Source organism: Arthrobacter endolithicus, assembly GCF_026627425.1.
Classification (GTDB): domain Bacteria; phylum Actinomycetota; class Actinomycetes; order Actinomycetales; family Micrococcaceae; genus Arthrobacter_M.
In genome coordinates this window covers 45,813-60,104 of the sequence record NZ_JAPNLH010000011.1, presented here as the reverse complement: position 1 = coordinate 60,104, position 14,292 = coordinate 45,813, and the positions used below count along the sequence as shown (strand labels likewise).

General features: G+C 57.0%; 14 protein-coding genes. 7 read left to right on the top strand and 7 right to left on the bottom strand.

The window, feature by feature from the left end:
• The first annotated feature begins 94 nt into the window (after positions 1-94).
• From OS914_RS11275 to OS914_RS11265, 3 genes are all read left to right on the top strand, one after another.
• Positions 95-445 carry a hypothetical protein gene (locus OS914_RS11275; RefSeq protein ID WP_267546157.1) on the top strand — a complete coding sequence of 117 codons (351 nt, stop codon included), beginning with the start codon at positions 95-97 and terminating at the stop codon, positions 443-445.
• Between the two features lie 282 nt (positions 446-727).
• Positions 728-913, top strand: coding sequence for a LysM peptidoglycan-binding domain-containing protein (locus OS914_RS11270; protein WP_420713937.1), 186 nt, complete (start codon positions 728-730; stop codon positions 911-913).
• A gap of 71 nt (positions 914-984) precedes the next feature.
• Positions 985-1,242: a hypothetical protein gene (locus tag OS914_RS11265; RefSeq protein WP_267546156.1), complete on the top strand. Its 258-nt coding sequence runs from the start codon at positions 985-987 to the stop codon at positions 1,240-1,242.
• A gap of 515 nt (positions 1,243-1,757) precedes the next feature.
• Here the strand turns inward: OS914_RS11265 and OS914_RS11260 are convergent.
• Positions 1,758-3,095: a hypothetical protein gene (locus OS914_RS11260; protein WP_267546155.1), complete on the bottom strand. Its 1,338-nt coding sequence runs from the start codon at positions 3,093-3,095 to the stop codon at positions 1,758-1,760.
• A gap of 265 nt (positions 3,096-3,360) precedes the next feature.
• Between OS914_RS11260 and OS914_RS11255 the strand changes: the two genes are divergently transcribed.
• Positions 3,361-4,422 carry a hypothetical protein gene (locus OS914_RS11255; protein WP_267546154.1) on the top strand — a complete coding sequence of 354 codons (1,062 nt, stop codon included), beginning with the start codon at positions 3,361-3,363 and terminating at the stop codon, positions 4,420-4,422.
• Positions 4,377-4,739, top strand: coding sequence for a hypothetical protein (locus OS914_RS11250; RefSeq protein ID WP_267546153.1), 363 nt, complete (start codon positions 4,377-4,379; stop codon positions 4,737-4,739). Before OS914_RS11255 ends, OS914_RS11250 begins: the two co-directional genes overlap by 46 nt.
• 17 nt (positions 4,740-4,756) lie before the next feature.
• Here OS914_RS11250 and OS914_RS11245 read toward each other — a convergent pair whose 3' ends face one another.
• Entirely contained in the window at positions 4,757-6,043 is a 1,287-nt protein-coding gene (locus OS914_RS11245) for an IS256 family transposase (RefSeq protein WP_267546230.1), read from the bottom strand.
• A gap of 557 nt (positions 6,044-6,600) precedes the next feature.
• Between OS914_RS11245 and OS914_RS11240 the strand changes: the two genes are divergently transcribed.
• Both OS914_RS11240 and OS914_RS11235 read left to right on the top strand, forming a co-directional pair.
• Positions 6,601-6,819 carry a hypothetical protein gene (locus OS914_RS11240; protein WP_267546152.1) on the top strand — a complete coding sequence of 73 codons (219 nt, stop codon included), beginning with the start codon at positions 6,601-6,603 and terminating at the stop codon, positions 6,817-6,819.
• 169 nt (positions 6,820-6,988) lie between these two features.
• Positions 6,989-7,345, top strand: a complete 357-nt coding sequence (locus OS914_RS11235) for a transposase (RefSeq protein ID WP_267546151.1) — start codon at positions 6,989-6,991, stop codon at positions 7,343-7,345.
• 388 nt (positions 7,346-7,733) lie between these two features.
• Here OS914_RS11235 and OS914_RS11230 read toward each other — a convergent pair whose 3' ends face one another.
• The 5 genes from OS914_RS11230 to OS914_RS11210 form a co-directional block, all read right to left on the bottom strand.
• Positions 7,734-8,933 (bottom strand): hypothetical protein, encoded by a 1,200-nt coding sequence (locus tag OS914_RS11230; RefSeq protein WP_267546150.1) that lies wholly within the window; start codon positions 8,931-8,933, stop codon positions 7,734-7,736.
• Positions 8,934-9,054: 121 nt separating this feature from the next.
• The gene (locus tag OS914_RS11225; protein ID WP_267546149.1) at positions 9,055-9,957 is read right to left on the bottom strand and encodes a glycosyltransferase; all 903 of its coding nucleotides are present in this window, start codon (positions 9,955-9,957) and stop codon (positions 9,055-9,057) included.
• 288 nt (positions 9,958-10,245) lie between these two features.
• Complete coding sequence (locus tag OS914_RS11220; protein ID WP_267546148.1) at positions 10,246-11,352, bottom strand: glycosyltransferase family 4 protein; 1,107 nt, start codon at positions 11,350-11,352, stop codon at positions 10,246-10,248.
• Positions 11,349-12,371 carry a hypothetical protein gene (locus OS914_RS11215; protein ID WP_267546147.1) on the bottom strand — a complete coding sequence of 341 codons (1,023 nt, stop codon included), beginning with the start codon at positions 12,369-12,371 and terminating at the stop codon, positions 11,349-11,351. Before OS914_RS11215 ends, OS914_RS11220 begins: the two co-directional genes overlap by 4 nt.
• Positions 12,372-12,721: 350 nt before the next feature.
• Positions 12,722-13,804 carry a glycosyltransferase gene (locus tag OS914_RS11210; RefSeq protein ID WP_267546146.1) on the bottom strand — a complete coding sequence of 361 codons (1,083 nt, stop codon included), beginning with the start codon at positions 13,802-13,804 and terminating at the stop codon, positions 12,722-12,724.
• Between the last annotated feature and the right edge of the window lie 488 nt (positions 13,805-14,292).

Here is a 14,292-nt window from a genome sequence, read left to right as displayed (position 1 = left end):
TAGGCATCAGCCAAATCCCGAACCCGATCGGTGGATACAGGCTAAGCCCTGCCATCATCGGTGCTTTTCTTATGCCCGAAAGAAGGAACCAGTAATGGGCAACATGAACGTCGCCTACCAGCGGCCCGCGAAGTCGCTGCTCGAGCTGCAGCGTGAGATAAAGGTATGGCCGAACGGGCAGGCCGATAAGGGATTCATCACCGGCTATCCGTCCGCAAACTTCACCGGGCATAACCCGAATCAGGCCGGCGTCGTCATGGGCTACGACATTGGCACCTACATTGATGGTTCGATCAATGAGCCGGATGGCCGCGCCCTAGCCGAGTACCTGCGCACCGAGGCTAGTAGCAAGTTCCAATACCTCATCCATGACATGGGCACTGAAGCCGAGGGCCAGCGCCCAATGATCGCCGGGAACCTTACCGGCTGGCAGCGGCAGCCTTGAGCGGGCACGAGCGCGCACAGCGACCACATCGACGTCAGCATCGTTGACCTGTACTGGGGCGACGACTGCGGCGTGCCGGCGGCCGTCTATGACACTGAGGACTCATGGGGCATCGTGGAGCGCTTCAAGGGCGTAGACCCGACGCCCGTTGTACCTCAGTCCGCGACGCCTGCTCCACGTCCAGCACCGCGGGAAACACCGCTCGGCTAATACTGGATCGTTGACCCCGGCGACACTCTGACCTACATCGCCGGCCATTACGGGCTGACCGTCGATCAGGTTATGACGGTGAATCAGGGCATTGATCCTTATCGGATCGTGCCGGGCCAGTCCATCGACATTCCCGACGAACTGCTCGTCCAGCAAGCGGCGCCGGCCCCGGCGGGCCCGCCGTCATGCATTGTTGAATCGGGCGATACGCTCAGCGGCATTTCCGAGCAGTTCGGCGTGCCGATGGAACGTTCCTAGCCGCGAATCCCGGCATCGACCCGAACCTGATCTATCCCGACCAGGTTATCCAGCTCCGATGAGAGCAGCCATTGCCATCCTGGCGCTTGGCCGTCGCCGCTGCAGTCGTCGCCCTGGTCCCACTGCTGAATGGCGTGCTGCCCATCATCATCGAGACACTGAAGCCCTATGAGGGGTATGTACCGGGATGGGTGTTCCTGGCCCTCAACGGGGCGCTGGGGGCCGTGACTGTGCTCATTGCCCTCGTCACGCGCATCCTCGCCATCCCTGGTGTGAATGTCTGGCTGCGGCGGTACGCGCCGTGGCTGGCACCCGAAAACAAGTACTGACCACTTTCCCCTGAGAGGGCCGCACTATGGCGCTCACCCATTCGACATGCAGATGGCCGAGGCGCCGGACGCACCCGGGAAACGTTGCTAAGGCGTTCTCGGTAACGCTCTACGATCCCGCCGACACTGGCAAAACAACACCCCTTTAGCTTCGATGAAACCCCCGGGCGCAGCTGGAATGGATGGCGCATACCCCAGAACGGTCCAAGTACTGCTCGACGTAAGCCCACAGTCAGCCTACTCGACAGGTTTCCGTATTGCTTCGGAAGTCTGGCCGATCGGTCCACTTTCGAATAGTTGCGGGGACGGACCTTCCTGCATTGCCGAGCCGCCCTGCTGTCCTCCACCCTCGACGGCTACAACCCAGCCTACAAGGCCAAAGGGAAAGCCCTACGTCGTCCTAAGGGAACGGTGGGGCTACTCGGGGCACGCCCTAGAGTTCTTGACTGTGGACAACACCCATCCCAACGTCATAGGCTACGGCGACATGTCTACTGCAGTAACGTCGGCGCTCCTTACGGATCAGGCACTAAAGCTCTGCGGCTCGGAGTAAGAGTTCTCGTAGGCATGTGGACGCCGGCTTCTTCACGCTTGCTGCCACCATATGGCTCGGCAGCGGCAAGCGCGGCAACGAGGAACCAGGTCGGGAATACCTGATAAGTGGAGTCGATGATGGCGCCGGCGACGAGCACCAGTAGGGGGAGTTTCATCGCTGGCCGCTTCCTTGCAACTAGGACCACAGCGACGCATAGTAGGGCTATTCCGAGAATCCCTATTTGCATAACAATTCCCAGCCAGCCCTCAGTCAGCCGGTACGTGGAAGTTCCGAAAGCAAACTCCAGCTCGCTCATCTGAGATTCGGCCAAATCCCACATCGTGGACCGTCCAGCACCTCCCGTGGAGGCGATGTCATTCACGGAGTAACGCGCGAAGAGCCCAGGCTGGAGGCCGATGACCACAACAACTGCTGCGCCAACGGCCATCAGTACCGCAACTTTTCTGCCAAGGTGACCTCCGCGTAGGAGTAGGATCACCCCTGCGATGCCAGCCGCGACTATAGCGGTGCGGGAGCCAGATAAGGTGATAGCGATGGCGGCACCACATAAAACCAAAACATCTAGGTGCGACGCCTTTTTCGCCATGATGCGCATCATGGCGAGAGTAAAGAACACCGCCGCTACTATGCCAAAGATGTTGCCATTCTGGTACGTTGATGGGATTTTGGAGAAGTCGTCACCATTGTCAGAGTAAATGACGTTGTGCTTGTTCGTGATGGTATCGCCGAAGGCGTGAGTCAGGCCGGGAATGGCGGTGGATTCCAGCCCCCCAAAGAATTGGACAACGGCGTAAGCCACGGCAACCAAGAATCCCCACTCAATCGCCCTGCGGAATTTCACCGCATCACCAGCAACCGTCGTTGACACGGCGAACATAACCAACGGCACCCCCGCCCACGCCACGAAAGCCGCCACACTGGATGTCCCGCTGGGAAGGAACTGCAGCGCCCTGACGAATACCCATGTCAAGAATGCCAGGAGCGCAAGTACTGTTGTGGTGGTATGCCTCGAGCGCGGTTGGTGGACTCGGATGAGGAGGACGGCCACAAATAGCCCGAAGAGGAACACTGGGAAGGGGAAGTCCCCAATCTTGACACCGGCCTTAGGGAAGGCCGCAGTCAAAAAACCCAACACGCAGGCTGTTTTATGCGGGTGATGGAACGTCACGGCAACTAGAAATGGGAGCGCCGCGAGGGATATGCCAAGTACCGGGTTAGTGACGCAGACGGCAGAAGAAAGGCACACAAGCATGGCACCGAAGATTACGAAGCGATTTTCTTTCAGGAATTCCCCCATGGCCCTGATTCTACCGGTAGATAAGGAGCGAGATACCATCACCCCGCCGACTCACGCCGCTTCCACCCTGCACCGTGGCGGGAGGCCGGCGACATGTGACCCATGAGAAGGACTACCCATTTGGCACGTAGCATGGCGTTCTGACCCGGATCCGTGAGTAGTGGTTCGTCCGGAACGGCGTGTTAAAGCGAACAAGTGGCCTCTGAGCTGGGAAAATGGAAGTTATCACGCAAACATTTTCCAGGCAGAAAAGGACACCTGTTCAGTGCGAACTCTACCGGGCAGAAAACGCCTGACCAAGAACGACACGAAGAAGCGGGAGCGGGCCCGGCGGGTACGCGTCGGGGCCGCCGATCATCGGCTGACACCGGTCGCCGGAGCCGAAGCCGTCCGTGAAGCGGACCGGGTCCTGGGCCTGACCGCGGCCCTGGATGCCGGGATCGGGGCAGTCAAGGAACGCGACCGCGGCCTGTCCGGTGGCCAGCTGGTCACGGCGATGGCCTCGGCGCAACTGGCCGGCCAGGACTTTCTGGTGGGTCTGGACCGGCGCCGGGCCGACACCGCCGGGCAGGAACTCGAGCCGGTACCGACACCCGCGTCAACGACCGCGTACGGGATCGCGAAACGCTTCACTGCCGAACACCTGCACGGCATCGAGACGGCGATCGGGCAGATCAACACCACCATGGTTTCACTGGTGCCGCTGGTGCGTCGGACCTCGTTGCTGAAAGTGGCGACCATCGACGGGGACGCCACCGATGTTGAGGTCTACGGCAAGACCAAGGACAAGGCAGAGTATTCCTATACCGGGCAGCTGACCTTGCGGGCACACATCGGGTTCTGGGCCGAAGCCGGGGTAACGGCGCCCGCCGAACTGATGGGCGGGGCGGAGGATCCCCGCTCGAACTGCGTTGACCTGTTGGACCGGTCGGTCGCTGCGCTGCCCCAGGGTGTGGAGAAGGTCAGGTGCTGCTGGGACGCCGGTTTCTTCGCCGGGGACCTTGCCGCCGCCTGCCTCCAACGCGGGATCGAGTTCGCGATCGGAGCCAAACGCAACGGCAAGATCATGGCCGCCGCCGCGGGGCTGGCCGCTACCAGTGGACCCCGGCCGTGGGCATGGAAGATACGGAAGTCGCGGTCATCGACTACCTGCCCGGCTCCTGGCCTAAAGACGCCAACATCGCCTGCATCGCCCGGCGAACCCGCATTCCGGTTGACCGGATCACGACCGGCCGGGCCCGTAAGCGCCGCACCATCCCCAAGGACCAACTGGCCCTGGCGTTGGAGGGCAGGATCGATGAGGTATACGGGTACTCCTTCATCCTGACCAACCTCGACGTCAGTGACGAGGAGAAACTGGCCGGGGTTGAGTGGTGGTACCGGCACCGCACCGACATCGAGGAGCTGAACAGGAACGCCAAGCACGGCACAGCGCTGCGTCACCTGCCCTCCGCCGACCACGCCGTGAACAGCGTGTGGATGTGGGCGGGGCTGCTCGGCTGCGCGATCTCGGCCTGGATCCAGGAAATCACCGGCCTCGACTACGGCAGTGGCCGTGGCCGTGGCCGTGGCCGCCGGACGGTGGCCCGGTTCCGCCGCGAACTGATCAACATCCCGGCCGGGCTTGTCAATGTTTCTGTGTAAGTAGTTCGTTTTTTTGTTTAGTTTAGGTGGCTGGCGAGCCGGTCTGGGTAGGCTAGGGCCAGTGCGCCCAGGGCGGCTTTCCATCCGAGGGTGGAGGCCCCCTCAACGAGGTGCTGCCCGGTGGTTTCGGTGTCTGTTTTTCGTTTCTTGCCACGTTGCCGGGCACGTTTGTCTTCGATGTCGCGGATGGCCAGCCAGAGCAGTTTCACGACCGCGGTGTCGTTGGGGAAATGCCCGCGGTTTTTGATGATTTTACGCAGCTGGTAATTCAGCGACTCGATCGCGTTGGTCGTGTAAATGATGCGTCGTACTGCTTCGGGGAAGGCCAGGAATGGGATGAAGCGTTTCCGGGCCCGTTCCCACACATTCACCGCTGCCGGGTACTTGTGGCCCAGGACCGAGTCGGCGAAGGCCGCCAACTCCATTTGGGCAGCGTCAGCCGTGGGGGCGGTGTAGATGGGGCGCATCGCCGCTGCGACCTTCTTGCGGTCGGTGTAGGAGATGAACCGCATGGCGGCCCGGATCAGGTGCACCACACAGGTTTGCACCGTGGTTCGAGGCCACGTCGCCTCGATGGCCTCGGGGAAGCCGGTGAGCCCGTCGCAGCATACGATCAGCACGTCCTTCACGCCCCGGTTGGCGAGCTCTGCGCAGACACCAGCCCAGAACTTCGCGCCCTCGGCCGCCTGGACCCAGATCCCCAGGACGTGCTTGATACCGTCCAGGTCAACGCCGACGGCGATGTAGGCGGAACGATTCATCACGTGGTGGCCGTCAAGGACCTTCACCACCAGGGCATCAAGGTAGATGATCGGGTAGATCTCCTCCAACGGCCGGTTCTGCCACTCCTGGACCTCGTCCAGGACGGCGTCGGTGATGTTGGCGATCGTCTCGTGAGAAAGGTCCGTGCCCAGCGTCCTAGCCAAATGGTGCTGGATGTCCCGGATCGTCATCCCGCCGGCGTAGAGGGAAATGATCATCTCATCCAGCCCGCCGATCCGCCGGGCGCCCTTGGGCACCAGCGCCGGCTGGAAGGATCCGTCCCGGTCCCGCGGCGTCACCAACGCGATGTCACCGATCTCCGAAGCCACCGTCTTAGGCGTAGACCCACTGCGGGCATTGCCCCGCGACGCGGGCGAGCGTTCGCCCTTCTCATAGCCCAAATGACCGGCCATTTCGGCCTGCAAACCACGCTCAAGCACGGCCTTGATCATCTCCGGCAAGAACCCGCCCTCACCCGTGAGCTGCAGCGTTCCATGGTCAATCCGGGACATCAAATCATCAAACAAACCAGCGTCAACCATCTCGTTGACCACCGACCGAGCAGACTCAGGCTCCGACCCAAGCCCACCCAAACGAAGCCCCCTGCTGGGCGTGTCCTTCGGTAATCGTCATAGCAATTCCTCATCTCAAACAGAAACCTTAATACACAGTTAAGTAGACACCCCCTCCCGGCCCGCATCAGCCGCCGCGCCGGGACGATCTTCCTGCGCATGCCCCCAGGGCCGAACCCGCTGGCCACCGTGCTGCCCATCCTGCAGCAACTGCCAGGCCCCGGCTGACGCCACGCCTGCAGCTGTCCCGTCCCATGAGAAAGACTGCCCGAGACGCCGTAGGAGTCTCCGCCCACCCGGCGCGACAGCCAGGTCCCAGCCATGCCGCGAGCCAGAAAGTCACCGAGATCCCGGCCGCTACCGGCCGTTCCGTCTCAAAGAACGACTACTCGCGGATCCGGGTCTGAAGGTGCCTGCGCACATCCCCCAAGTAGTCGCAGGGACCTTCCCAATTGCCGAAGCGCCCCGCTGTCCTCACGGATGGCGGGGGCGCTTTTTGCGTGGTGGAAACTATCCAAAATTGGTGCATGACCGAGCTTGACGAGCTGCCCGACTTCATCACGGGCAAAGTCACCCACTACCCCTACGGCAACTATTCAAAGGTTCACCGCGATCCATCAAGCATGCCGCGGCTACGCCAGAGCAGTGAACAACCTCGCCGTCGCTCCCCTGATCGCAACCTACGCCGGCAACAAATCCATCGCGGACGTCAGCGCCGCCCAATCCGCGATCACCGAAAACAGTGAATAAACCCGACCAGCGCCCCCATCACCGATGACGACCACCACTTCACCATGACGATCAACGCCCCGCCAGACAGCACCGGCGGGGCGTTCCCATGCCCAAACCATCGTCACCAAAAGCGACGGCCCCATCGTCAAACAACACGACGGATAACAGCTCGGCGGCTACGCCTTGGAGGACTTCACCCAGGACGAGGACAAGAACACGCTCAGCTGCCCGGCCGGTGAGGTCCGCACGATCAGCGCCCGGGGCAATGTGAACTTCGGCGCCGCCTGCACGGGGTGCCCGTTACGGGAGCAGTGCACCAAGGCCAAGGGCGGGCGGAAAGTTCTCATCACGAAGCATCACGCCCGCCAGCGCGCCCATCGGGCCGCCGCCCAGGAACCAGGGTTCCGGCATGACTACCGGGCCTACCGGCCCTTGATGGAAAGGTCCATCGGCTGGCTGGTCGCCGGGGGCAACCGGCGCCTGAGATACCGGGGCGTGGAAAAAACAACGCCTGGCTGCAGGTCCGCACGGCAGCCCTGAACCTCCTGCGACTGCTGAAACTCGGTCTCACCGGCCACGGCAGGGCCTGGGCCATCGCCTAAGACCCAAAAAAGGGGCCCGACCACGGTCCCCCCCAAATCTCCGCCGCCGGGAACCGGGACGGCCCGGCCAGGCCCCCAAAATTCACGACCCAGAATTCCCACGCCCAGAATCAAGGCCCGCAGTGGGACGCCCAAGGCATCGAAAAGGGCACGAAAGCTAAACCAGCCACTCGGAATTGCCCCTTGTTCAGCACCGTCCTAGGATTCCTTACGCCAAGAGAAGTTTTCACCAAACGACTCAATGACAATGTTGCTAAGACGGCTTGACACCGCCGGGCCCACTGTCCGAGAACTCTGCAACAGCATTCTGGATCAAACCCCCATAGCTACCCCTTGTTGGGAGTGAAGTTAGCCGTCGCCGTCTCTTCTCTCCCACTGTTCACTCGTCTGAGGCTGATTCGTAAAAGGATAATCTGAGGAACGAGGGCAACTAACTCTGCAAATGCGAGAGCCCAAGCTGCCCCCGCTGCACCTAAGACGACGGCTCCCACATATACGAATGGCAATCCGACAACGACGCCGACTGACGTGTACATGGCGAGCTGCTTTGTCCGATTGAGGGCGATCAGGCAAACCAAACCAGTTATCTGCGAGGCCACCATGAATGTTAGAGCCAAGGCGAATCCTACAATCAGGAGTGCTTGCGGGGCCACTTGTCCGTGGCTGAGCGTCTTGGACAACTCGGGCGCTAGCACGATAAACGCGCCGCCGCCGCAGCCTGCCAGAATGGATCCGCCCAGGAATGCCAGGCGAATTTTATGGCGGACCTCAAATGGCTTCCCGGCGGGCACCCACCCCTGTAAGAACTGCACGATAGGTGCGTAAGCGGTCGTGCCAAACCGGAGAAGCTTATCGACAAGGGCGTAGGCAGGCAAGGCGGCCGGTGCTGCGAACGCAACGATGGAGGTGGGCACAGCCGTGTAGGATGCCGATACGACGGCAAGCAACACACCGTGTGATTGGCTCGAGAGTACTTCTAGTGTCGATCGCAAACGGAATTCGCTAAGTACGCGCGACTGACTGCCGCAAATCTTGAGAGTGGACGCGAGGATCCCAAAGATTACTCCAATCAGTTGTAACGCAGGAAAAACGATAAGCGGTGCCCCGAAAAACAGTGCGGCAGCACCAAGTGCTGCACCGACTACTCGTGGTGCCGTATCAAATAAAAGGAACGAATAGGGTTTTGCAGTACCGGTGAAATACCACCCGGCGAGCAGCCCTGTCAGACTATATCCAGCGGCATTGATGCCTGCTTCTAAGGGTATGTGACCCGCTGCCAAGACAGTGACAATGACCGCCGCTAATGCAACGGGGAGGACAAGCACGAGCCGTGCACGGAGAGAATGCACATAGAAACGCCGACGCACGTCTGGATCAGCCCGCGCCACTTCGGTCGGTCCAGTTGTGCCCCAGCCGAAACCGATCAGGACACCTGCCCCTGACCCGATTGCCTGGCTGACCGCGAGGCTTCCCCAGTCTGCTGCTCCTGAGTGTGCGATCACGATCGGAATAGTCAATAACGTCACGGCAGCAGATACAAGGATTGAAAGACCGTACCCCAGCATCGATCCCAAGTGTCTAGTCACGCCACTCCGGTTATTCCTCAACGGCCGATGCACAGACGTATCCGACAAGTGAAATTACACTTCATTTTGCTGCACCTAGACTCCGCTCTCGGGACTGAGAGGCCTTACCCATACGCCCTCGAATCGCATCCATCACCCCAACCACAATTGCGATAATTTGATCCTGTTTTCGAGGTCCGAATATGATCGATAGCATGGCCGTACGCGCTTCGGCTACCGTGTCTTTCAGTTCCCAGATCGGGGAAACCCAAAAGTACCTACGAAGGACAACCGCGCGATTGCGGGATATGTAGTATCTACGCAGTGCCGAATGATAGGAGAACCGACGTACCCTTCCACGGAACACGATGTCTCGCGCGAGGAAACGTAGTGGGAGAGTAACTCCTACTTCGTGCGCCATAATACATCCCTTGCCCATTATGACCATAGACCCGGCTTGCAACATCTTCAGTGCGTATACGGTGTCCACGCAATCGATGAAAAGCTCCGTATCGAACAAGCCGAATCGGTCTAGAGTCGCTCGAGGAAACAACATGCCCGATTGAGCCACCTGTAACGTCTGTCGATGTCCGCGCACTAAGTTCAGAGGCGTGACCTTCCAATCATTAAATTGCTCGGCACAGACAGCACCCACTTCGATTCCATCGGCTCGGGCCCGCTCAAATGTAGCGAGCGCATTCTCGAGGTAGCAACTGACGAGTTGGGAGTCCTGATCCACGGTTAGGACGAAATCCGTGTGCGGCCACCGCTCGAAGGCCGTCAGGATGCCGGCATTGATTGCACTCGCAATCCCGCGGTTGTTTTGGTGCAAAATTACAAAGCCTTCCTCCTCCTCCAATCCCCTTGATTCGAACGCAGGTATAGAACCGTCATCGACAATCACGACGCTACCGACCTGGCTGCGTAGAAGACGCAGCCGCAGGAGAATATCGGCGTTGGGATTGTGAATGGGGACAATGGCCACAACCGCGGGACTCAACAATTTGGTTCCTAACGTCTAATAAGCAAGCCGCAACTATAGGGCCGGCGAACAAATCAATGGTGGATGCGACCGCTCGTCGGCTTCCAATATTTGGCCACCAGCGATCACATAAAAAGGTCACGCCAGCAGGAAATGAATTAGCAAAAAGTTAACACATGTCTAAAGAAGCGGGAACAGGCTCCAGAAGACAATTGTCGTACTAAATCGCGACACTCCTCTAGAAACTAAAATTAGCCGCGAAAAAAATGAAAATTCCTTGAACCTGCCCCTCTACCTCAAGCCTAAGGACTGACCTATAGCGTCAATTGCACATCGATGATCAATTGACGATTGCCTTTCCCTAACCCTAACAAGACCTCTCAAAGAGAGATCGGCAGCAAAATCGGGTCTCTCGAAAAGCGAAACAATACTTTGAACCATGCTGTCAACGCTACTAGGATCAAAATACGAGGCCGCATCCTCGCAAGTTTCGCGAAGCGACGGGATGTCGGACGCGAGGACTGGAGTTCCACTCGCCATCGCCTCCAATGGCGGCAATCCAACGCCTTCATAGAAGGAAGGAATTATAAGCGCCGTAGCCCGTCGTACGACGCCTCTGAGGTCTGGAAACGACAAGTTGCCGATTAGATGAACTCTCGGACCAAGGTTCTGGATACGTTCAAACACTTGCGCGTCCTCATGCCGGACATCCGCCGCTCCTCCCGCGAGAACCAAGTCGAAGTCAAATTCGTTCCGGACAACTTCAAAGGCCTCCAGAAGTCCTCGTAAGTTCTTATGCTCTTTGACATTACCGACGTAGAGTAGAAAGTTTTCAGGAAGACGCACAGGGCCAAGATCAATAGGACCATCTACTTCAAACCAAGAAGAATCAATACCACATGGAGCGACCACAACGTTCTGCTGATTCCCGAACAAACGCTCGACTTCGCGTTCCGTCGAACGAGAAGGAACGAAAACCTTTGCGCTGCGATTTAGTGACTGCCGCAACATCCATCTGGCATAGACCTTCTTCCCAAATCCCCTCATCCCTTGCTGACGGTCCAAAGCGTGAAGCACATCATGGATAGTAACAAATGTTTTAACGTTCGATAGTAAAGGAAACGGATAATGTGGCGTCCAAAAGGCTTTTGGTTTCAGAGCCCCAACTGCACGCCCCAGAGTTAGTTGTTCGCGCAATCCATACATCGGCGCTGGAGGCACGCGCAGAATATCGAAATCATCCGCAGCCCAGGTGAGTTGTTCTTCATACCCTAGAAGACCAACAACCCACCCGCGCCTCCTGACCTTCTCGCGGAGTAGGTCAATTTGACATCGGCTATAGATGCCTATGCCGCTGGCTCGGACATGACGGGCGTCAAAAATAAGATCGTACGTCATCTTCTAATTTCCGCGGCACTTAGGAGTTGCCTTCTGAGACGTGAAGAAACACGCGGCAAATATCTCTTGAGGGCTCCAAATTCATCTGGAAGAGCATATTTAAGCGCAATTGCCAAATCACTCATTGTAATACGAAGTCCTCGCGGCGCCGCTCTCCGTTTCCAGTTACTAAACGCCGTCTTCTCGCCCACGACAAATGGACTCGGCAATGCGTCCTGCGACCCCGAGCTCAGCAGATCCTTTCTATAGATCTTTCGCAATCTCTTCGATATGTATCCGCCACCCGTGTCAGTCGCAAAGCCGTAAGCCGGGACTGGCGCAACAGCGCGTTGCGCATCCAGGACTCTCTCTGCGTATTCCCTTGACAGTGATCTGAACGCTGCAGTTACTCCGCCAGCATCTCGCATCGAGATACTGAGTCTTTCACTAATCGCGTCTGGGTCGTGTGGATTAAACCCGCTGAAATGGACTAGTCGGAGAGGCTCGCCAGAATTATCCATTATATAGACTCCGTCATGGACAGAAAAGCCGCGCTCATGAAGATTCCAGGGTCCAACATTGTAGCCGTAGTGCTTAAGAGAATGTGCATCAAATAGAACGGCCCCAACATCAGTCCATTTTTGATCTACGAATATAGACATTAGCGGGTATATTAGGCATTCACGTTGAAGATGAGACCACCACCATTCGAGAAAGGGACGAGAAGCCACCCCAAAAGCGCCAAACCCGAGGTTATGGACACCAACGGTAAGACTATGAACTTCCGAAACAATTTCAGAGCCAGGCCTAATCGCTTCAAGGAAATGCGGTGTCAAAACCGTCCCAAATTGGTCTACGGCAGTATCTAGATCCAATAATGGAGCAATTAGAAAGGTATCCGGGTCCAGGTAAACCACCCGGGAAAAATCTTTGAGTAATTCTAAGAAAAGCTTGGGTTTTAGGCAGGTAGAGAATTCCACGACATCATAAATCATTGCCAGATTCAGCACTTCTCTAGATTCTATGTCTAGATCATCCACTCCTAGAATGTGCAAATTAGGACGCCCCTCCTGGAGGTCCCGACGGTTCCCGTCAACCACAAGTATGTATAGGGGAATATCTGGAGCGTGTACTTGAATACTCGTATATAAGGCAAGCGCCTGAGGTAGATAATTTTGCGCAACCACCGTGCAATAGGCAGTAGATCTCATATGCATAACTTTACCACTCTCTGTCTCCCTAATTCTACTATCAACACCGCAATAAACTTACGCACACTAGACCGCCATAAACGTATGCGCACTAGTAGGAGTGAGATTACGGAATTTCTAACGAACGTCACGTTTGCCACAACTACGTCTAAACTGCCCAGCTTCGCGGTAGAAACAAACTAGCCGCCCATTACCGCGACAACAGAGCTCCGCAGTTTCCTACTAAATTCCTCAGCACTAAAACGGGACGCACTCTGCATAAGCACCTCGGGATCAAATCGGCTTCTCTCGAATTCGAGAATGGCTAACTCCAATGACTCGGAATTCGGCTCCTGGTAGAGAATGCCGGTTTCAGGTGTAACGGTGTCCGTAAGCCCGCCTACTCCCAAACCTATAACCGGCGTTCCCTGAGCCATCGCCTCTACGGGAACGATGCCAAAGTCTTCGAGCCCAGGGAACAGCAGTGCTTTCGCTCCACGTAAGAGTTCAGCCTTCTCGTCGTCGTCAACCTGCCCAAAAAATTCTATGGTCGGCCCGGCAAGTCTCCGAAGATGCTTTTCCAATGGACCGCTGCCAGCAACTATCAGTCGCTTGCCTAACTTATTGCATGCTGTAATTGCTTGATCCACCCGTTTATACTCGACGAGGCGTCCCAAGCACAGATAGTATTCATCACCGCCGGGCCAACCGGTGGAGGGAAATTGTGATCGAACATCGACAGGCGGATGGATGACCAAGGAATCACAAGCATAAAAAACCTCGACTCGTCGTTGAGTTTCGGTCGAATTAGCTATTCGCATCGTAGCCTTTGCTGCCGGCGCACGATCTAGACGTTTAAGTATGGGGAGGCACCTCTCTAGTAGGACAGCTGCCCAACGCGCAATCCGTTGCTTCTCTATATCAAATTTCCACAGCATCCTTAGCGGAGTGTGATAATACACGATCGTCTTACCCGGCGTTCGGTGGCAGATCTGATGTGCACCGAAGTGGCTGCTAACAATTATTAAGTCAGCATCAATTTTCTTAACTCGCCAAGCGAGCCAGATAACGGGCGCGTATCGCGACCAATGAGTCAGTATTCCCGGCAACTTAGGGCTGAGAAGACAGGTCACTTTATGCTTGGGAAGATGTTTTCCGACAAACTCGGGTGAGGCAACGGCCGTGACAATCTCGGCTTCAGGAAAAATTTCGGCTAACCTAAGCAATACCTTTTCGGAACCGGCCAGATTGGTAAGCCACTCGTGCGCCAATACGACCTTCATCTTGCCTCACAACCTAGGCTAGGGCTGCTGCTGTTTATGTGGCACATTTTTACCCTATCTGCTGCAAGAGAAATGGTTCGTTTGGCTCATGTTGATTTTTGATACCTAATGACAGAGGAGTGCATTGGGGATTTGGTAGAGGGTCGAAACAAGCACTAATAATGTCATCCACTGTGTGGTTAGAGACAACGCCTATACTCACGAGTGCGCGCATGATGTCGATAACACCAGAGCGGCCAATTTGCGGCACCTTACTTAAATCCAACCTGTTCCCCCAAAACTTCGCTATATAATATCTACCATTACTCATTTTCTAAATTAAAACACATTTTCTCGGTCGAAAGGAAATTGCATAACACACTCCAAACCGAATCATGCCGGAGCTTTGACACATTAACAGACGAGCGTCGAGACTATAAATATGACACGCGAGTCGCCGAGCAAGCTGAAGCATGCACGGCGAACAACTCTGTGTTTTTTGTGACGTT